This is a genomic window from Streptomyces sp. NPDC002888 (assembly GCF_042888465.1).
Taxonomy (GTDB): Bacteria; Actinomycetota; Actinomycetes; order Streptomycetales; family Streptomycetaceae; genus Streptomyces.
Genome location: NZ_JBIAPU010000002.1, coordinates 330,739 through 348,068, shown reverse-complemented (window position 1 = coordinate 348,068; position 17,330 = coordinate 330,739). Strand labels below are relative to the sequence as shown.

Here is a 17,330-nt window from a genome sequence, read left to right as displayed (position 1 = left end):
CCCCTCCCTCTGAGGAGAACCCCCTGTCATGAGCCGCACAAGACCGTTGACCGCCGTCCTGGGCGTCGCCGCCCTGGCCGCCACCGCCGCCCTCGCCACCGGAGCCCCGGCCGAGGCGGTGCCCACCTCCGCCACCACCCTGGTGGTCAACGCCAACCAGACCCTGCGCTCGGTCACGCACGTCGGCACCGGCAGCCTCTACGGCCTCGCCGACAACAGCAGGCCCGCCGACAGCGTGGTCAACGCGCTCAAGCCGAACACGTTCGTGCAGATGGCCCCGGGCGGCTCCCAGCTGCCCAACGGCGAGCCCTCCCCCGCCGGTGACGCGCTGGTCGTCGCGCCGAAGGCGGCCCGGGCCGGTGCCAAGGTGGTCGTACGGATGCCGGACTGGTACCCCAACTTCCCCTACAAGTGGGTGAGCTGGAGCGACTGGCTGTCCGCCGTCGACAAGCAGGTCGCCTCCGTGAAGTCCTCCGGCGCCACCAACATCTCCACGTACGAGCTGTGGAACGAGCCCGACTGGACCTGGGACACCACCAACGCCGGTGCCTTCAACGCGGGGTGGGCGCGCACGTTCAAGGAGGTGCGCACGAAGGACACCACGACCCCGATCCAGGGCCCGAGCTACTCGGCCTGGAACCAGTCCTGGATGAGCTCGTTCCTCACCGACGCCAAGGCCAGCGGCACCGTCCCCGACGTCATCGCCTGGCACGAGCTCCAGGGCAGCAGCAACATCGCCGCGCACGTCTCGGCGTACCGCGCGCTGGAGTCGAGCCTCGGCATCAGCCCGCGGCCGATCTCCATCGAGGAGTACGGCACGCCCGACGAGATGGGCAACTCCGGCGCCCTCATCGGCTACGCCGCGAAGTTCGAGCGCACCGGCGTGCGCGATGCCGAGCTGGCCTTCTGGAACCACTACGGCACCCTCGGCGACACCCTGACCGACACCGGCGGATCACCCAACGGGTCCTACTGGACGTACAAGTGGTACGGCGACATGTCCGGGAACATGGTCCCCACCACGCCTCCCGCACAGACCGGTATCGACGGTCTCGCCTCCCGCAACAGCGCGGGCAACCAGATCAGCGTCATCGCCGGCGGCTGCACCGGCTCCTGCGCCGTGCAGGTCAACGGCCTGTCGTCCCTGTCGGCCTTCGGCAGCACGGTGCACGTGAAGCTGGAGTACAGCCCGCACACGGGCCGTACGACCGCCTCCCCCGGCCCGATCACCATCTCCGACGCCGACTACACCGTCTCGGGCGGCTCCATCACCGTGCCGGTGACGATGAACGCCTCCGACGGCTACCACCTGGTCGTCACCCCGAGCGGCACCAACACCTCGCTGGCCGGGCGCTACCAGGTCACCAACAAGAACAGCTCTCTCGCCCTGGACACCCTCAACGCGGGCACCGCTCAGGGCACCTCGGTCGTCCAGGCCACGTCCACCACCGGAACGGACCAGAACTGGACGCTGGTGGCGGCCGGCTCGGGCCTGTACAAGATCGTCAACCAGAAGAGCGGTCTGGTGCTCGGCATCAACAACATGGGCACCGCCGACGGCAACACCGCCCTGATCTGGGGTGACAACGGCACCGCCGACCACCTCTGGCAGGTCATCCCGGCCCGCGACGGCTACTACAAGATCGCCAACTACAACAGCGGGCGCCTGCTCGGCGTGGACCAGATGAGCACGTCCTCCGGCGCCCAGGTCCTGCAGTGGTCCGACAACGGCACCGCGGACCACCTGTGGAAGCTGACGGCGCGCTGACCCTCCGATGAGGCACCTGTGCCCCTGGCCGATGTCGGCGGCCAGGGGCACAGGCATGTCCTGAGCCTAGATGAACGAGTTGATCTCGATCGTCTCGTCCCGGCCCGGGCCCACGCCGATCGCGGAGATCGGGGCGCCGGACATCTCCTCCAGCGCCTTGACGTAGTTCTGGGCGTTCTTCGGCAGGTCGGAGAACGACTTCGCCTTGGTGATGTCCTCGGACCAGCCCGGGAGGTTCTCGTAGACGGGCTTGGCGTGGTGGAAGTCCGTCTGGGAGTACGGGAGCTCCTCGACGCGCTTGCCGTCGATCTCGTAGGCGACGCAGACGGGGATCTGCTCCCAGCCGGTCAGGACGTCCAGCTTGGTGAGGAAGAAGTCCGTCAGGCCGTTCACGCGGGTGGCGTAGCGGGCGATCACCGCGTCGAACCAGCCGCAGCGGCGGTCGCGGCCGGTGGTCACGCCCTTCTCGTGGCCGATGCGGCGCAGTGCCTCGCCGTCCGCGTCGAAGAGCTCGGTCGGGAACGGGCCGGCGCCGACACGGGTCGTGTACGCCTTGAGGATGCCGATGACCCGGCTGATCTTCGTCGGGCCGACGCCGGCGCCGGTGCAGGCGCCGCCCGCGGTCGGGTTCGACGAGGTGACGAAGGGGTACGTGCCGTGGTCGATGTCGAGCAGCGTGCCCTGGCCGCCCTCGAACAGGACGACCTTGTCCTCCTCCAGCGCCTGGTTGAGGACCAGGACGGTGTCGGCGACGTACGGCGCGAGCTTGTCGGCGTAGGTCAGCAGCTCCTCGACCACCTGGTCGACGGCGATCGCGCGCCGGTTGTAGAGCTTGGTGAGGATCTGGTTCTTGGCGTCGAGGGCCGCCTCGACCTTCTGCGTCAGGATCGACTCGTCGTAGAGGTCCTGGACGCGGATGCCCACACGGTTGATCTTGTCCGCGTACGTCGGCCCGATGCCGCGCCCGGTGGTCCCGATCTTCCGCTTGCCGAGGAAGCGTTCCGTCACCTTGTCGACGGTGACGTTGTACGGCGTGATGATATGAGCGTTACCGCTGATCAGGAGCTTGGACGTGTCGACGCCTCGCTCGTTCAGCCCGTTCAGCTCGGAGAACAGGACCGACGGGTCGACGACGACACCGTTGCCGATGACCGGCGTGCAGCCGGGGGACAGGATTCCGGAAGGGAGAAGGTGGAGAGCGTACTTCTGGTCGCCGACGACGACCGTGTGGCCGGCGTTGTTGCCGCCCTGGTACCGCACTACGTAATCCACCGAGCCACCGAGCAGGTCGGTCGCCTTTCCCTTGCCTTCGTCACCCCACTGAGCACCGAGCAGCACAAGTGCGGGCACGCGCGTACACCCCTTCCGGGCGGGGCATGTCCAAGGTCAGAGGTGGACATGGCACGGACATGCCTGGTACACCAGCGACCTTCGTTGGCCGCAACCCGTCGGACCGGATGCCCCGGAATAGACGAAGCCCCTGGCGCAATAGCGCAAGGGGCTCTTGCACAAAGATGCTACCCGAGGAAGCGAGGCATGGCCGAGGTGGCGACTTTCGCGACTTCCGATCAGCTGCTGGTCGTCATCGATCCGACTGCCCGAAGGGCGGACGGGGAGGCCGTACGGATCGCGAAAGACGTGCTCAGCGCCGGTGCGACCACCAAAGTGTGTCTGCCGGACGGTCCGGAGGAATTCGCCCGGGCACTGGCACGGCGCGGCTCGCGGCGGCCGGTGGTCGTCGGGGACGACCGGGCGCTGCTGCGGGCGGTGTCCGTGCTGCACCGGCGCCGGGAGCTGGCCGGATGTGTGCTGTCGATGGTGCCGGTGGGGGGCGGGCTGTCGCTGGCGGCGGCGCTGGGGGTGCCGACGGGGACGGTGGCTGCGGCGCGGGCGGTCCTCGACGGGGTCGAGCGGCGGATGGACCTGCTCGTCGACGACAGCGACGGGGTGGTCCTCGACGCGTTGCGGATACCGCCGATCCACGCGGAGGAGGGCGCCGAGCCGGTCGGGCCGGGGATGTCGGCGCGGCCGTGGCTGCGCACGTGCCAGTCCCTCGTACGGACGCTGGTGCCGGCGCGCCCCGCCCGGGAGCCCTCCGCGCCCGGCCCCGGGCCTGCCCGGCTGCGGGTGGAGGTCGACGGGGTGACGCTGGTGGACCTGGACCAGCCGGTCGCGGCGGTGTCCGTGTCGGCGGAGGGCGCCGGGGCCGCCGCGGTCGAGGTGCGGCCGGTCTCGGTGGGCGCGGAGGCGTCGCCGCTGCGGGCCGCGGGGCGCACCGTCACCGTGTCGGGCGCGGACTTCCGGTACCGGGCGGATGCGGTGGTGTCGGGGCCGGTACGCAGACGCACGTGGACGGTGTGGGAGGACGCGTGGGGGCTGACGGTGCCGGTGGTGTCGTGAATTCGCTGTCGCCGGGTGAGCGGTGTGGTCAACCTGCCCGCTCTTGATCGCGAGCCGGGAGGGGCAGCCATGAGCCAGTACTTCGACCTGGGAGACCAGACCCTGTGGAACCCGTCCAACGGGGCGGCCCGGCTGTTCCTGTTGCACGTGCGCGTGTACGAGGACGAGCTGGGGATGCCGACGGGGATCGGGCCGATGGAGAACGACGAGTGCCAAGTCGATCCCGTCGCCTACGAGGCGTTCGTGAACGCCCTGCTGGAGTGGCGCGACCGGACGCGGCACGAGATCGTCGACGCCCTGACCGCCGGTTTCATCGGCACCGCGGTGGCCCTCGCGGAGCGCGCCGGTGTCGAGGTGTGCTGGCCGGAACCCCGTGTGGGGCTGGAGGGCCAGAGGGACATCCAGGTGCCGGCGCCCCCTCGGCAGGACTGGGTGGGCCTGGCGAGGGAAAGGGCCCGGGAGCTGGACCGGTCGATGGCCCGCTAGGACCGGTCCGGAGAGCTCCGGCCGAAGGATGCCCCTGGTCAGCGAGGGGTCCGGCGGGCTAGCGTCCGTCCATGGCAGCCTTCGATCCCTGGGACCCGGCGTTCGTCGCCGACCCGTACCCCGCCTATGCAGAGCTGCGCGCCCAGGGCCGCGTGATCCGCTATGAGCCGACCGACCAGTGGCTCGTGCCGCACCACGCCGATGTGTCGGCGCTGCTGCGGGAGCGGCGGCTGGGGCGGACGTATCAGCACCGGTTCACGCACGAGGACTTCGGGCGGACGGCGCCGCCGGCGGAGCACGAGCCGTTTCACACGCTGAACGACCACGGGATGCTCGACCTGGAGCCGCCGGACCACACGCGCATCCGGCGCCTGGTGTCGAAGGCGTTCACGCCGCGCACGGTGGAGCGGCTCAAGCCGTATGTGCACGGACTGGCGAACGAACTGGTGGACGGACTCGTCGGGGCGGGCGGGGGTGATCTGCTGACGGATGTCGCCGAGCCACTGCCCGTCGCGGTGATCGCCGAGATGCTGGGCATCCCGGAGGCTGACCGTCCGCAGCTGCGGCCCTGGTCGGCCGACATCTGCGGGATGTACGAGCTGAACCCCTCGGAGGAGACCGCCGCGAAGGCGGTCAGGGCGTCCGTGGAGTTCTCGGAGTACCTGACGGAGCTGATCGCCGTCCGCCGCAAGGAGCCCGGCGACGACCTCGTCTCGGGGCTGATCGAGGCGCACGACGAGGGCGACCGGCTCACCGAGCAGGAGATGATCTCCACCGCCGTCCTGCTCCTGAACGCCGGCCACGAGGCGACGGTCAACGCGACGGTGAACGGCTGGTGGGCCCTGTTCCGCAACCCCGGCCAGCTCGCCGCCCTGCGCGCCGACCACTCCCTCGTCCCGACCGCCGTCGAGGAGCTGATGCGCTACGACACCCCGCTGCAGCTCTTCGAACGCTGGGTCCTGGACGACATCGAGATCGACGGCACCGTCATCCCCCGGGGCGCGGAGATCGCCATGCTCTTCGGCTCCGCCAACCACGACCCCGAGGTCTTCGAGGCCCCCGAGCGGCTTGACCTCTCCCGCAAGGACAACCCCCACATCTCCTTCAGCGCCGGTATCCACTACTGCATCGGCGCACCCCTGGCCCGTATCGAGCTGGCCGCCTCGATGACGGCGCTGCTGGAGAAGGCCCCGACCATGGCCCTGGCGGCGGAGCCGCGGCGCAAGCCGAACTTCGTGATCCGCGGGTTGGAGGGGCTCAGCGTCGCGCTCTGACGACGGCATGGACGAGGGCCCACAGCGCGAGGCCGGCGACGGTGCCGCCGAGGAGGGCCAGGGGCAGTTCGGCGTAGAGCAGGCTCCAGTCCGGGCCCTGTTCGAAGCGCCACACCCGCCCGCGCGCCCTGACGGTCCACACGGCAAGCCCCGCCCCGGCTCCGAGGGCGGCGCTCATACACCCGGCTGCGGCCTGCACACGTTGTCCCACGCCCGAGAAGGACGCCCCGCGGCCACCGCGGGGTTCCCACCCGGCAGGCCGTGGGCCGCGCAACCGGCCGCCCGGGCTGCGCGGCCCACCCCCGGCATCAGCCGACGATCACGTCGTCACGTCCCTGCGCCTCAACCCCGCCAGGCCCCCGGCCACCAGCACCACCGCCAACCCCGTCAGCACCAGCACCGGCCCCCAGGCCATGTCCCCGCCCGGCAACTTCGGCAGATGCCCGAACGGCGACAGATCCAGCAGCGCCTGCGGAGCATCCAGCGCGGGGCCGACCCAGCCGAGCAGGAGCACAGCGCCCGCCACGCCCCAGGCGCCCATCGCCGCCCGGGGCGCCACGCCGTGCAGCAGGACCGCCAGTCCCCCGACCACCCAGATCGCCGGCAACTGCACCAGGCACGCCCCGAGGATCGGCCCGGCCTCCTTCCCGTATCCGATCGCGAAGCCCAGTCCGGCGAGCAGCATGATCAGGGCGGCCCCGCCGAAGGCGATCACCAGATGGCCGGCCGCCCACCGCAGTCGGCCCACCGCGTTCGCCAGCACCGGCTCCGCCCGGCCCGAGGTCTCCTCGCCGTGCAGGCGCAGGACCGACGCCACCACGTACAGCGCGGCCACCAGCCCGAGCATCCCGACCATCGAGGCGAGGAACGCGTCCGTGAGGCCGCCCTGTCCGCCCATGCGCTCGAAGATCTCCCGGGCCCGCTCGTTGTCGCCGACCAGGTCGGCCGCCCCGTCGGTCATCCCGCCGTAGACGACCCCGGCGAGGAGGAAGCCGACGCTCCAGCCGAGCACACTGCCCCGCTGCAGCCGCCAGGCCAGCGCGCCCGCCGAGCCGAGGCGGCCGGTCGCGGGGCCGATGGGGGTCCCCCCGCTCGAGCGGAGCCGAGAGTGGGGGAGGGTGGGCAGGAAGCTCATGCCCACGTCCCGGCGCCCGGCCAGTGCGTACGCCACGGCCGCCTGTGCCGTCGCCGCCGCGACGAACAGCAGCAGCACCCACCAGCGTTCGTCCGCGTACGGCCGCAGGTTCTCCAGCCAGCCGAGCGGCGACAGCCACGTCAGCAGCGACGAGCCGTCGTCCGTCGCCGAGTCGCCCGCCGCGCGCAGGACGAAGGCCGCACCGAGGACCGCCGAGGTGAGACCCCGGGCGAGGCGCGCGCTCTCGGTGAGCTGCGCGGCGATCGCCGCCATCGTGGCGAAGAGCATCCCGACGGCCGCGAGACCGAGCCCGAAGGCCAGGGCGCCGACGGCACCCTGCCCGGCAAGGCCTCCCGTGACCAGCGTCGCGATCAGGGCGTTCGCGACTCCCGCCGCCAGCAGGGCGGACGTCAGGGAGGCCCGGCGGCCCACCATGCCGGAGGCGATGAGCTCCTGACGGCCGCTCTCCTCCTCGTCCCGGGTGTGCCGTACGACGATGAGGAGGCTCGTCACCGCCGCGAGCGCGCCCGCGTAGACGCCGACGCGCCAGGCGGTGAGGGCGCCGAGGGAGTCGTCGAAGACGGGCCCGACCAGGGCGCGCAGCGAGGAGTTGGCCGCCATCTGCTCCATCAGGTCGGCGCGCTCTGCGGCCGTTGCGTACAGACCCTTCAGGCTGTTCGGCATGGAGAGGACCATCAAGGCGTTCACCCCCACCCAGACCGGGATCATCGCCCGGTCGCGGCGCAGGGCGAAACGCAACAGCGTCCCGGTGCCGACGAGTTGCGGTGCGAAGGTGGTCATCGCGCCCCCACCTCGTCCTGGTAGTGCCGCAGGAACAACTCCTCCAGCGTCGGCGGCTTCGAGGTCAGCGACCGTACGCCCGACTCGCTCAACGAGCGCAGTACAGCGTTCAGTTGGTCCGTTTCGACCTGGAGCCGGACGCGCCGGCCCTGGACCTCGACGTCGTGCACCCCCGGGAGCCGGGCCAACCCGTTGGGCGGTCCGGCCAGTTCCGCCGTCACGCTGGTCCGTGTCAGGTGGCGCAGGTCGGCGAGCGAGCCGCTCTCGACGGTCCGCCCCTTGCGGATGATGCTGACCCGGTCACACAGTTCCTCGACCTCGCTGAGGATGTGCGAGGACAGCAGGACGGTCCGCCCCCGTTCCCGCTCCTGCGTCACGCAGCGCTGGAAGACCTCCTCCATCAGCGGGTCCAGACCCGAGGTGGGCTCGTCCAGGATCAGCAGGTCCACGTCCGAGGCGAAGGCGGCGACGAGGGCGACCTTCTGCCGGTTGCCCTTCGAGTACGTCCGGCCCTTCTTCGTGGGGTCCAGCTCGAAGCGCTCGATCAGCTCGGCGCGGCGCCGCGTGTCCAGGCCTCCGCGCAGTCTGCCGTACAGGTCGATGACCTCGCCGCCGGAGAGGTTGCGCCACAGCGTCACGTCGCCGGGGACGTACGCGATCCTGCGGTGGATCTCCACCGCGTCCTTCCACGGGTCGCGGCCGAGGATCTGGGCGGCGCCCGAGTCGGCGCGCAGCAGGCCGAGCAGGACGCGGATGGCGGTGGACTTGCCGGCGCCGTTCGGGCCGAGGAAGCCGTGCACCTCGCCCACCCCGACCTCCAGGTCGAGCCCGTCGAGCGCGTGGGTACGGCCGAAGGACTTGTGCAGCCCCGACATCGTGATGGCCTTCGTCATGCTTCAGAACGTACGCTTCTTTCAGAAATTTGTGAAGTTAAGGAAGAGAGTGAATCGCCGTTAGGATGAGGCCATGAGCGAGAGCGGGCGGGACAACGGCCGGGACGCGGAGGCCGTGTCCAGATTCGTCGAGTCCTTCGCGGCGCAGCTCGTCGAGGCGGGGATGCAGCGCATGCCCGCCCGGGTCTTCGCCGCGCTCCTCTCCTCCGACGAGGGCGCGCTGACCTCCGCCGAGCTGGGCGAACAGCTACGGATCAGCCCCGCCGCGGTCTCCGGCGCGGTCCGCTACCTGGCCCAGCAGCACATGGTGTCCCGCGAGCGCGAGCCCGGTTCACGACGGGAGCGCTACCGGGTGCACAGCAACCAGTGGTACGAGGCCCTGGCCAACCGCGAGACCGTCCTCAAACGCTGGGAGGCCGCCCTGAGCGAGGGCGTCACCAGCCTCGGCGGCGACACCCCCGCGGGCCGCCGCATGGCCGAGACCCTCGCCTTCTTCGAGTTCGTCGACGGCGAGATCTCGGCCATGATGGAGCGCTGGCGCGTCCACCGCGAGCAGATCTTCGGAGAGCGCCCGGGTCTGTCCCAGTAGGGCCTGTCCCAGTAGGGCCTGGGCCGGCCGGGGAGGCGGCGCCAGAGGTTTCAGGGGTGTCTCGGGGGCAGCCCAGGGTGATCACTGATGGCAACCGGGAGCAGGAGCGGCAGAGTTGGCGGCCGTTCACCGTTTTCGGCTTCGTGGCCACCGATCATGTTTGGGAGCAATCTGATGCGCCGCTGTCCTTCTGCCCTTCGCCGCCTGGTGGTGACCGGCGCGGCCCTCGCCGTGATCACCTCCGGTGCCTGCGTGCCCGTGGTGACGGCGTCCGCGGTCCCGCAGCGGTCCGCCGGCGCCGCCTCGTGGGAGAGCGCGCCGGTGCGGGAGCTGCTCGCCCGTCTTCCCGATCGCGTGGTCGCCGGTGCACTGGTCAGGGTGGCGGGGGACGGCCGGGCCACGCCGTGGACCGGAACCGCGGGAGAGGTGCCCCGTGACGCCCACTTCCGCATCGGCAGCGTGACGAAGACCTTCACCAGCACGGTCGTGCTGCAGCTGGCCGCCGAGCACCGGATCGTCATCGACGCGCCCGTCCGGCGCTACCTGCCCGACCTCGTCCCGGCCGCGTACGGCACGGTCACCGTGCGCCAGCTCCTGGACCACACCAGCGGACTGCCGGCACCGGCCGGCATACCCGGGCCTGCCGACGGGCCCGGCTGGTGGCGGAAGAGCGTGTCGCCGCAGGACGTGGTGCGAGGCGCGTTCGCGGCCGCCGAGAGCCAGGGAGCGGGGCAGCCGACCGAGCCCGGCAGTGTGCAGCAGTACAACGGCGTCAACACGTTCGTCGCGGGCCTCCTGGTCGAGAAGGTGACCGGTCGAACCTTCAAGGACGAACTCACCCGCCGTCTCATCCGACCGCTGGGGCTGCGCGACACCAGCCTCCCCGCCCCGGACGACATGTCCGTCCCCGCACCGCACGCTCGCGTACACGTCGGTACGGACGAGGTGACCGAGCAGAGCCCCTGGGCCTGGGCCGAGGGCGGAATGATCTCCACGGCCGCTGATCTGGACCGGTTCACGACCGCCCTGTTCCGGGGCCGGCTCCTCCCGCCCGCCCAGCAGAAGCTGGTGTTCACGGTGCCCGATGTGCCCAGCGCGCCGACCAACACGAACTGCATCAACGGAACGAGCTGCTTCAGCGTCGGCGGCCTGATGCGGGTCACCCTCGACAACGGCGTCACCGTGTGGGGCAAGACCGGCTCCCGGCCCGGGTGGACCAATGGCGTCTTCGCCACCCGCGACCTGAGACGCCGCGTCGCCTACTCCCTCAACCCCACCGGCGCCGCCTCCGAACGGCCCTACGTCATGGCCGTCGTCAACTCCGCCTTCGCCGACGCCGGCTGAAGTGTCCTGTTAGCCCGGCCTCACCAGGCGGGCCTCGTAGGCGAAGACCGCTGCCTGGGTGCGGTCTCGGAGGCCGAGTTTCACCAGGACCCTGCTCACATGGGTCTTGATCGTGGACTCGGCCACCACCAGGCGTTCGGCGATCTCCGCGTTGGACAGGCCCTGGGCGATGAGGACGAGGACCTCTGTCTCGCGTTCGGTGAGGTCGCCGTAGGCCGCCTGGGCGGTGGCGGGGATGCGAGCGGTGTCGGAGAGCTTGGAGAACTCCGTGATCAGGCGCTTCGTGACGGAGGGGGCCAGGAGCGCCTCGCCCGCGGCCACCACCCTGACACCGTCCGCGAGTTGGCGGGCCGAGGCGTCCTTCAGGAGGAAGCCGGAGGCACCGGCGCGCAGGGCCTGGTAGACGTATTCGTCGAGGTCGAAGGTGGTCAGGACCAGGACCTTCGCGGTGCCGTCGGCGGCGACGATCTCGCGTGTCGCCTCGATGCCGTTCAGCTCCGGCATGCGGATGTCCATCAGGACCACGTCGGGGGTGAGGTCGCGGACCCGGTCGACGGCTTCTCGGCCGTTGACCGCCTCGCCCACGACCTCGATGTCCGGCATCGCGTTCAGGAGGACGGAGAAGCCCTCGCGGACCATCATCTGGTCGTCCGCGATCAGTACGCGGATGGTCATACCTCGTCCTCGCTCACCATGGCGACCGGCAGGAACACCGTCACCTCGTAGCCCCCGTCGTCCGTGGGGCCCGCCGTCATCTCGCCGTTCAGCATCGACACACGCTCCCGCATTCCGGTGATGCCGTGGCCGGCGCCGGGTGAGGGCTTGAGCAGGGAGAGCTCCGGGGGCGCGTCGTTGACGATGCGCAGGCCGAGGCCGCCGAGGACGTAGCCGATCTCCACGCGGGCGCTCGCGCCGGGGGCGTGCCGGAGGGTGTTGCTCAGCGCCTCCTGGACTATTCGGTACGCCGACAGTTCGACGCCCTGCGGGAGTTCACGGACCGCGCCGGTGATGGCCTTGTCGACGCTCAGGCCGGCGTCGCGGACGTTGTCGAGGAGTGCCCCCAGGTCGGCGAGGGTGGGCTGCGGGGCGTCGGGGGCCTCGTAGTCCTCGGCGCGGACCACGCCGAGGACGCGGCGCAGTTCGGTCAGGGCCGCCACCGCGTTCTCCCGGATGGTGGCGAAGGCGCGCTCCAGCTCCGGCGGCGGGTTCTCCACCCGGTAGGGCGCGGCCTCCGCCTGGATGGCGACGACCGACATGTGGTGGGCCACCACGTCGTGCAGCTCGCGGGCGATCGTCGTGCGCTCCTCCAGCAGCGTGCGCCGGGACCGCTCGTGCGCGGTCACCGTCTGCTGGGCGGTCACCTCCTGCTTGGCCTCCCGGCGTATGTGCCAGACAGTGACGCCGAGCAGCAGGACGGCGGAGCAGACCAGCATGGGGCCGGTGTTCGACGACCAGTACTCCGAGCCGAAGAAGGGCTCGACGAGGATGCCGTACGCCGCGGTCAGTGCCCACATCCAGGCCGCCACGCGGGGCCTGGTGCGCAGCGCCACGACCGTCAGCACGACCAGGTGGGAGGCGAAGCTGCCGGGCCGCCACGGCCACTCGTCCCAGCCGTAGCCGAACGTCGTGGCGATCGGGGTGGCCACCATGGAGAACCAGAACGCGCCGACGGGACGCAGCATGGCCAGCAGGATCGGGCCGATCGCGAGGAGGGCGCTCACGACCACGGCGATGTCGTCACCGGCACTCTCGCCCGCGATGGTCATGGACAGCAGGCCGGCGAGCGCCACCAGGGCGTGCGGCGTCCAGACCGCGTGCCTCCGTATGCGCGGGGGCAGCAGCCTGGTCAGCGGGCCGTCGACTCGCATGCGTGGCAGCGGGTCGTAGGCGAAGGCGTCGTGGAACAGGTCCTGCCGCAGCCCGCGCAGGGCTTCCGCCGCCATCCGGAACTCCGGGCTGCGCGGCCTGCTCCCGCCGTCCGGGGAGCTGAGGTGCTGGGTCGTCTCGGTCACATACAGAACGGTAGGCCGGGACCGTGGTAGCGGTCGTCACCAGTGAGGGGGGTCCTGCGGCATCCGTCTCAGGTACTACGGGCCCACCACGGGGCCGACGTCAGTAGCCGGACGGCCTCACCAGTCCCGACTCGTACGCGAAGACCGCCGCCTGTGTCCGGTCCCGGAGACCCAGCTTCACCAGGATGCGGCCCACATGGGTCTTCACGGTCTGTTCGGCGACGACGAGACGTTCGGCGATCTCCGCGTTCGACAGGCCCTGCGCGATCAGGGCGAGCACCTCCGTCTCCCGCTCGGTCAGACCGCCGACGCGTTCCTTCAGCGGGGCGCGGGGTCTGTCGCCCAGGCGGGAGAACTCGGCGATCAGCCGTCGGGTGATGCCGGGCGCGAGCAGGGCGTCGCCGGCGGCCACCACCCGTACCGCTTCGGCGAGCTGGTCCGCGGAGGCGTCCTTCAACAGGAAACCGGACGCGCCGGCGCGCAGCGCGTCGTACACGTACTCGTCGAGGTCGAAGGTGGTCAGCACCAGCACCTTGATGTCCGGGCGCTCGCCGGTGATGCGGCGGGTGGCCTCGATGCCGCCGAGTTCGGGCATGCGGATGTCCATGAGGACGACGTCCGGGGCGAGTTCGGCCACCTTGTCGACGGCGTCGAGGCCGTGGACCGCCTGGCCGATCACCTCGATGTCGGGCTGGGTGTTGAGCAGCACGGTGAAGCCCTGCCGGACCATCTGCTGGTCGTCGGCGATGAGGACACGGATGGGGCTGCTCGTCATGCGCTGGAGTCCTTCGGGTCGGGGGCCGGAGCGGCCGCGGGGGCCGGGAACACGTGGTCGAGGCCGTCGGTGGGCACCTGCGCCGGGAGGAAGGAGGACACCTGGTAGCCGCCGTCCGGTTCCGGGCCCGCCCACAGGCCGCCGCCGAGCATCGCGGCCCGCTCCCGCATGCCGAGCAGCCCGTGCCCGGCGCCCGACGAGGGGGACGCGGCCCGCGTGGGGCTTGTGTTGACGACCATCAGGCTCAACCCGAACGTGTGGTGCTCGACCCGGACGCGGGCCGTCGCGCCGGGCGCGTGGCGCAGCACGTTGCTCAGCGCCTCCTGCACGATCCGGTACGCCGACAGCTCCACGCCGGGCGGCAACGTCCGCCGGTCGCCGGTGACTTCGAGGGTCACCGACAGACCCGCGCCGCGGGTGTTCTCCACGAGCGCGTCGAGCCGGTCGAGGGTCGGCTGCGGGGCATGCGGGGCCGCGTCGCTCCCGGACTCGGTACCCTCCAGCGCCTTCGGCACGTCGAGGTGCTCCGAGCGCAGCACGCCCAGGACCCGGCGCAGTTCGGTCAGGGCCTCCAGCGCGTTCTGCCGGATGCCGGCGAGGTTCTCCTTCAGCTCCTCGGAGGGGTTCTCGACGAGGTGCGGGGCGACCTGGGCCTGGATGGAGATGACGGACATGTGGTGGGCCACTACGTCGTGCAGCTCGCGCGCTATCCGGCTGCGCTCCTCCAGCAGGGTGCGGCGGGAGCGTTCCTCGGCGGTGAGCGTGGCCTGCTCGACGAGTTCCGCACGGGCCTCGCGGCGGCCGCGCAGGGCGATGCCGAGCACCACGACCACCGCGAAGAGCTCGACCGCGACCAGCCCTGTGGGCTGGTAGTCGGCGGCGCCCATCAGGCCCTGGACGACATACGTGAGGAGCACGGTCACGCCCAGGGCCTCGGCGGACACCCGGGTGGGCACGCGCAGCGCGAGCAACAGCAGCACGGCCATCTGTGCGATGATCCCGGTTGCCGTCCAGGGCCAGGTGAAGTCGTGGGCGCCATTGGCCAGCAGGTGCCGGCGCACCTCGAAGGCGCCCACCATCATGGCCGCCGTCGTGAGCAACCAGGCGGGGACGGGCCTCCTCAGCGCGAGCACCATCGCACCGCCCTGAGCGAGGCCGAGCGGGAAGGCGATCTGGATGCCCACGCCCCCGTTGTCCGTGAGCTGCGCCACGGCTCCGGACGTGACTCCGAGCGCGACCAGGCACAGCAGGACGTGCGGCAGCCAGCGCAGCCTCACAGAGGGCGGCAGCGGGTCCGCTCTCACGGTGAGCAGGTCGTCGCGCAGCACATGCAACCAGCGCAGGCCGTACCGCCGGAGCACCCGCTCCACCCCCGTCTCCGTCACACGTCCACCCTAGACATGACGCGCCCTCGCCCGTTCGGACGTCCGGTGCACGCGAACCACCCGCGAGCGACCTGGACGCTCGGTACGCCGACGCCCACCCTGCTCGTGATGGCGGAACGCCGTCCAGCACACGGCGAGGACGAGGGTGAAGACCGGCAGCCAGGCGAGGCGGGCCCAGACCCAGTCCAGGCCGTCGGGGACGGTGTGCAGGCCGGGGAGGCGGCCGACGAGGAGTCCCGTGGCCGTGGTGGCCATCAGGGCCGTCTGGTGCCAGAGGAAGATGGTCATGGCGGAGAGGTTGACCAGTGCCACCGCCGCCCAGGCCACCGGCCTGCGCAGGGCGTGCCGCAGGCGGTCGCGCAGGAGCAGGGCGAGGCCGCACTGGGCCACGCCGAAGGTGACGACGGCCAGCGTCGGCGGGCCCAGGTTGGAGATTCCGGTGCCCGGGACCCCGACCATCGAGGCGGGGTAGCCCGCCCACGCGACGAGCGCCGCGGTCGCCGCCGTACCGCCCGTGAGCAGCAGCCAGGCGGCGCGACGGCGGTCCAGCTCGCCCCGTGTCCAGGCGGCGCCCAGGGCGTAGGGCACCAGCCAGCCCGCCACCACGTTCACCGAGCCGAGCCAGGACGGGCCGCCGAGGCCGAAGCGCAGCAGGTCCACATGGAGGACGACGGCCAGCGGCCACAGCGGGTTGAGCCGGGTCAGCAGTGGGGTCGCGGCCGTCAGCACGGTGAAGACCACGAGGAACCACAGGGGTGACAGCGCCAACTTGACCAGGGCGCGGACCGTGTCGTACTCGACGCCGGAAAGGAGGAGGGCGAGCGCGGTCACCGTCCACAGGGTGAGGACGGCCGCGACCGGTTTGAGCAGCCGGGAGAGGCGGGCGGCCAGCCACGCGCCGTACGTCGTGCCGCGGGCCCGGGCGGAGATGTAGCCGCGGGTGGCGACATGGCCGCCCACCAGGAAGAACACGGCGAGCGTCTGGAAGGCCCAGGAGATCGGGGCCAGCCAGGGCATGTGCTGCAGCGGGCTCGCGGTGTGCAGCGTGGCGCCGTCCGCGACCAGGGCGGTCACCAGCCAGTGGCCGAGGACGACACCGAGGATCGCGAAGGCGCGCAATGCGTCGACCGCGCGGTCCCGCTCGGCGGGGGTGGCGGCGTCGACCCGGTCGGCGCCCTGTCGTATGCCGTTACGGACGCGGCGCGGGGTGGTCTCACGCACGGGTCACCTCCGAGGTGTCGCCGAGGACGATCCGGGCGAGGTTGGTCAGGCAGGCCGAGCCCGGTGCGAAGTAGTCGCTGTGACCGCCGTCGCCGGCGGCGAAGACGCGGGCGCCGAACGCCGGGGAGACCGGGTCGGTGCCGAAGCCGACGGTGGTGCCGAACAGGTCGGCCCTCACGTGCGGGACCTCCCGCACCCAGTCGTCGGCGCCTCGGGCCGCCCAGACGCGGGCCCGGGTGTGCAGGGCCGCGGCGGAGTCGGCGCCGGTGCCGGGGCTGCCGAGGAGGGCGATGTCGTCGACGTCCAGGTGCTTGGACGCTCTTCCGCAGACGACCGAGCCGTAGGAGTGGCAGAGCAGGGAGATGCTCGCGTCGTCGCCGACCACGCCGCGCAGGGTGTGGATGAACTCGCGCAGGTGTGGGGCGGCTTGTTCGGCTCGGCCGGTGGTCGTGACCGTGGCGCTGATCGTGCCGGGTGTCTCGTAGCCCAGCCAGGCCACGACCGCGGTGCGGGTGCCCGCGGGGGCCTCGCGGGTCAGCTCCGCGTGCAGGGAGGTCGCCGTCCTTCGGAAGCGGCCGTAGGCGTCGAGAGAGGTGTCGGAGCCGGGGACGAGGATCGCGACGCGGTCGGCGCGGGCGAGGTCGCCGAGGACCTCCGTGGCCTGGCCGGAGCCTCGGCCGTCGAAGGTGAGCAGGTGGCGGGAGGGGGCGGCCATGGCCCGGTCCGCCGCGGCACGGTCCTCGTCGCCGTGGGCCGCGGCCATACGGGACGCCTGCGCGGCGTTGGCCCGGTTGGCGGCGTACGCGTCGTGCAGGGTCGCCGCGGTCGGCGGAGGCAGGACGGCGGGGGCCGGAGCGGGGATCTCCGGGTGCGCGGCGGCGGAGAGGGGGAAGACCAGGGCGGCGGTGATGAGGGCGGCGAGTGCGACTCGACGCGACTTGCGGAGGCGGCGGGGTTTGACGGGGGGTTCGCTGGGCGGTGCGGGGTGGGTACCGGTGCGCTTCGCGGCGGTGTCGCTTGCCGGCGCTGGCTTCGCGGCGGTGCCGCTCGGCGGTGCTTGGCGGGTGGTGCCGCGCTTCGCGGCGGCGTCGCTCGCCGGTGCTTGGCGGGTGCTGCCGCGCTCCGCGGAGGAGCCGCTCGCCGACGCTTGCCGGGTGCTGCCGCGCTCCGCGGAGGAGCCGCTCGCCGACGCTTGCCGGGTGCTGCCGCGCTCCGCGGAGGAGCCGCTCGCCGACGCTTGCCGGGTG

General features: G+C 71.8%; 16 protein-coding genes. 6 read left to right on the top strand and 10 right to left on the bottom strand.

Annotated features, from left to right (window positions below):
* The first annotated feature begins 28 nt into the window (after positions 1 to 28).
* Positions 29 to 1,768, top strand: a complete 1,740-nt coding sequence (locus tag ACFYWX_RS04555) for an RICIN domain-containing protein (RefSeq protein ID WP_389422465.1) — start codon at positions 29 to 31, stop codon at positions 1,766 to 1,768.
* A gap of 66 nt (positions 1,769 to 1,834) precedes the next feature.
* Here ACFYWX_RS04555 and ACFYWX_RS04550 read toward each other — a convergent pair whose 3' ends face one another.
* Positions 1,835 to 3,118, bottom strand: coding sequence for an adenylosuccinate synthase (locus ACFYWX_RS04550; RefSeq protein ID WP_389422464.1), 1,284 nt, complete (start codon positions 3,116 to 3,118; stop codon positions 1,835 to 1,837).
* 186 nt (positions 3,119 to 3,304) lie between these two features.
* Here ACFYWX_RS04550 and ACFYWX_RS04545 point away from each other — a divergent pair, with 186 nt between their 5' ends.
* The 3 genes from ACFYWX_RS04545 to ACFYWX_RS04535 all read left to right on the top strand — a co-directional run bounded on the left by ACFYWX_RS04545 (position 3,305) and on the right by ACFYWX_RS04535 (position 5,928).
* Positions 3,305 to 4,168, top strand: coding sequence for a diacylglycerol kinase family protein (locus ACFYWX_RS04545; RefSeq protein ID WP_389422463.1), 864 nt, complete (start codon positions 3,305 to 3,307; stop codon positions 4,166 to 4,168).
* 69 nt (positions 4,169 to 4,237) lie between these two features.
* On the top strand, positions 4,238 to 4,654 hold the full coding sequence (locus ACFYWX_RS04540; protein WP_389422462.1) for a DUF6086 family protein: 417 nt from the start codon (positions 4,238 to 4,240) through the stop codon (positions 4,652 to 4,654).
* Positions 4,655 to 4,725: 71 nt separating this feature from the next.
* Complete coding sequence (locus ACFYWX_RS04535) at positions 4,726 to 5,928, top strand: cytochrome P450 (protein ID WP_389422461.1); 1,203 nt, start codon at positions 4,726 to 4,728, stop codon at positions 5,926 to 5,928.
* Here ACFYWX_RS04535 and ACFYWX_RS04530 read toward each other — a convergent pair.
* The 3 genes from ACFYWX_RS04530 to ACFYWX_RS04520 form a co-directional block, all read right to left on the bottom strand.
* Positions 5,912 to 6,106 carry a hypothetical protein gene (locus ACFYWX_RS04530; RefSeq protein WP_389422460.1) on the bottom strand — a complete coding sequence of 65 codons (195 nt, stop codon included), beginning with the start codon at positions 6,104 to 6,106 and terminating at the stop codon, positions 5,912 to 5,914. The genes ACFYWX_RS04535 and ACFYWX_RS04530 overlap by 17 nt on opposite strands.
* A gap of 141 nt (positions 6,107 to 6,247) precedes the next feature.
* On the bottom strand, positions 6,248 to 7,864 hold the full coding sequence (locus ACFYWX_RS04525) for an ABC transporter permease (RefSeq protein ID WP_389422459.1): 1,617 nt from the start codon (positions 7,862 to 7,864) through the stop codon (positions 6,248 to 6,250).
* Positions 7,861 to 8,757, bottom strand: a complete 897-nt coding sequence (locus ACFYWX_RS04520) for an ATP-binding cassette domain-containing protein (protein ID WP_389422458.1) — start codon at positions 8,755 to 8,757, stop codon at positions 7,861 to 7,863. Before ACFYWX_RS04520 ends, ACFYWX_RS04525 begins: the two co-directional genes overlap by 4 nt.
* Positions 8,758 to 8,830: 73 nt before the next feature.
* Here ACFYWX_RS04520 and ACFYWX_RS04515 point away from each other — a divergent pair, with 73 nt between their 5' ends.
* Both ACFYWX_RS04515 and ACFYWX_RS04510 read left to right on the top strand, forming a co-directional pair.
* Positions 8,831 to 9,346 carry a GbsR/MarR family transcriptional regulator gene (locus tag ACFYWX_RS04515; RefSeq protein ID WP_389422457.1) on the top strand — a complete coding sequence of 172 codons (516 nt, stop codon included), beginning with the start codon at positions 8,831 to 8,833 and terminating at the stop codon, positions 9,344 to 9,346.
* 174 nt (positions 9,347 to 9,520) lie between these two features.
* Entirely contained in the window at positions 9,521 to 10,690 is a 1,170-nt protein-coding gene (locus ACFYWX_RS04510) for a serine hydrolase domain-containing protein (RefSeq protein ID WP_389422456.1), read from the top strand.
* Between the two features lie 9 nt (positions 10,691 to 10,699).
* Here the strand turns inward: ACFYWX_RS04510 and ACFYWX_RS04505 are convergent, their stop codons facing one another.
* The 6 genes from ACFYWX_RS04505 to ACFYWX_RS04480 all read right to left on the bottom strand — a co-directional run bounded on the left by ACFYWX_RS04505 (position 10,700) and on the right by ACFYWX_RS04480 (position 16,993).
* Positions 10,700 to 11,365, bottom strand: coding sequence for a response regulator (locus ACFYWX_RS04505; protein ID WP_389422455.1), 666 nt, complete (start codon positions 11,363 to 11,365; stop codon positions 10,700 to 10,702).
* Positions 11,362 to 12,702 carry a sensor histidine kinase gene (locus ACFYWX_RS04500; RefSeq protein ID WP_389422454.1) on the bottom strand — a complete coding sequence of 447 codons (1,341 nt, stop codon included), beginning with the start codon at positions 12,700 to 12,702 and terminating at the stop codon, positions 11,362 to 11,364. The genes ACFYWX_RS04505 and ACFYWX_RS04500 overlap by 4 nt, the downstream gene beginning before the upstream one ends.
* 100 nt (positions 12,703 to 12,802) lie before the next feature.
* Positions 12,803 to 13,477: a response regulator gene (locus tag ACFYWX_RS04495; RefSeq protein WP_389422453.1), complete on the bottom strand. Its 675-nt coding sequence runs from the start codon at positions 13,475 to 13,477 to the stop codon at positions 12,803 to 12,805.
* Positions 13,474 to 14,862 carry a sensor histidine kinase gene (locus ACFYWX_RS04490; protein ID WP_389422452.1) on the bottom strand — a complete coding sequence of 463 codons (1,389 nt, stop codon included), beginning with the start codon at positions 14,860 to 14,862 and terminating at the stop codon, positions 13,474 to 13,476. Before ACFYWX_RS04490 ends, ACFYWX_RS04495 begins: the two co-directional genes overlap by 4 nt.
* A gap of 9 nt (positions 14,863 to 14,871) precedes the next feature.
* On the bottom strand, positions 14,872 to 16,083 hold the full coding sequence (locus ACFYWX_RS04485) for an acyltransferase (RefSeq protein WP_389422451.1): 1,212 nt from the start codon (positions 16,081 to 16,083) through the stop codon (positions 14,872 to 14,874).
* On the bottom strand, positions 16,076 to 16,993 hold the full coding sequence (locus tag ACFYWX_RS04480) for an alpha/beta hydrolase (protein WP_389422645.1): 918 nt from the start codon (positions 16,991 to 16,993) through the stop codon (positions 16,076 to 16,078). Before ACFYWX_RS04480 ends, ACFYWX_RS04485 begins: the two co-directional genes overlap by 8 nt.
* Positions 16,994 to 17,330 lie beyond the last annotated feature (337 nt).

Excerpts from the sequence above, each read along its gene's own strand:
- ACFYWX_RS04530 (WP_389422460.1), bottom strand. The coding sequence starts at position 6,106 with ATGAGCGCCGCCCTCGGAGCCGGGGCGGGGCTTGCCGTGTGGACCGTC.
- ACFYWX_RS04515 (WP_389422457.1), top strand. The coding sequence starts at position 8,831 with ATGAGCGAGAGCGGGCGGGACAACGGCCGGGACGCGGAGGCCGTGTCC.
- ACFYWX_RS04545 (WP_389422463.1), top strand. The coding sequence starts at position 3,305 with ATGGCCGAGGTGGCGACTTTCGCGACTTCCGATCAGCTGCTGGTCGTC.
- ACFYWX_RS04535 (WP_389422461.1), top strand. The coding sequence starts at position 4,726 with ATGGCAGCCTTCGATCCCTGGGACCCGGCGTTCGTCGCCGACCCGTAC.
- ACFYWX_RS04525 (WP_389422459.1), bottom strand. The coding sequence starts at position 7,864 with ATGACCACCTTCGCACCGCAACTCGTCGGCACCGGGACGCTGTTGCGT.
- ACFYWX_RS04505 (WP_389422455.1), bottom strand. The coding sequence starts at position 11,365 with ATGACCATCCGCGTACTGATCGCGGACGACCAGATGATGGTCCGCGAG.
- ACFYWX_RS04540 (WP_389422462.1), top strand. The coding sequence starts at position 4,238 with ATGAGCCAGTACTTCGACCTGGGAGACCAGACCCTGTGGAACCCGTCC.
- ACFYWX_RS04555 (WP_389422465.1), top strand. The coding sequence starts at position 29 with ATGAGCCGCACAAGACCGTTGACCGCCGTCCTGGGCGTCGCCGCCCTG.
- ACFYWX_RS04510 (WP_389422456.1), top strand. The coding sequence starts at position 9,521 with ATGCGCCGCTGTCCTTCTGCCCTTCGCCGCCTGGTGGTGACCGGCGCG.
- ACFYWX_RS04520 (WP_389422458.1), bottom strand. The coding sequence starts at position 8,757 with ATGACGAAGGCCATCACGATGTCGGGGCTGCACAAGTCCTTCGGCCGT.
- ACFYWX_RS04495 (WP_389422453.1), bottom strand. The coding sequence starts at position 13,477 with ATGACGAGCAGCCCCATCCGTGTCCTCATCGCCGACGACCAGCAGATG.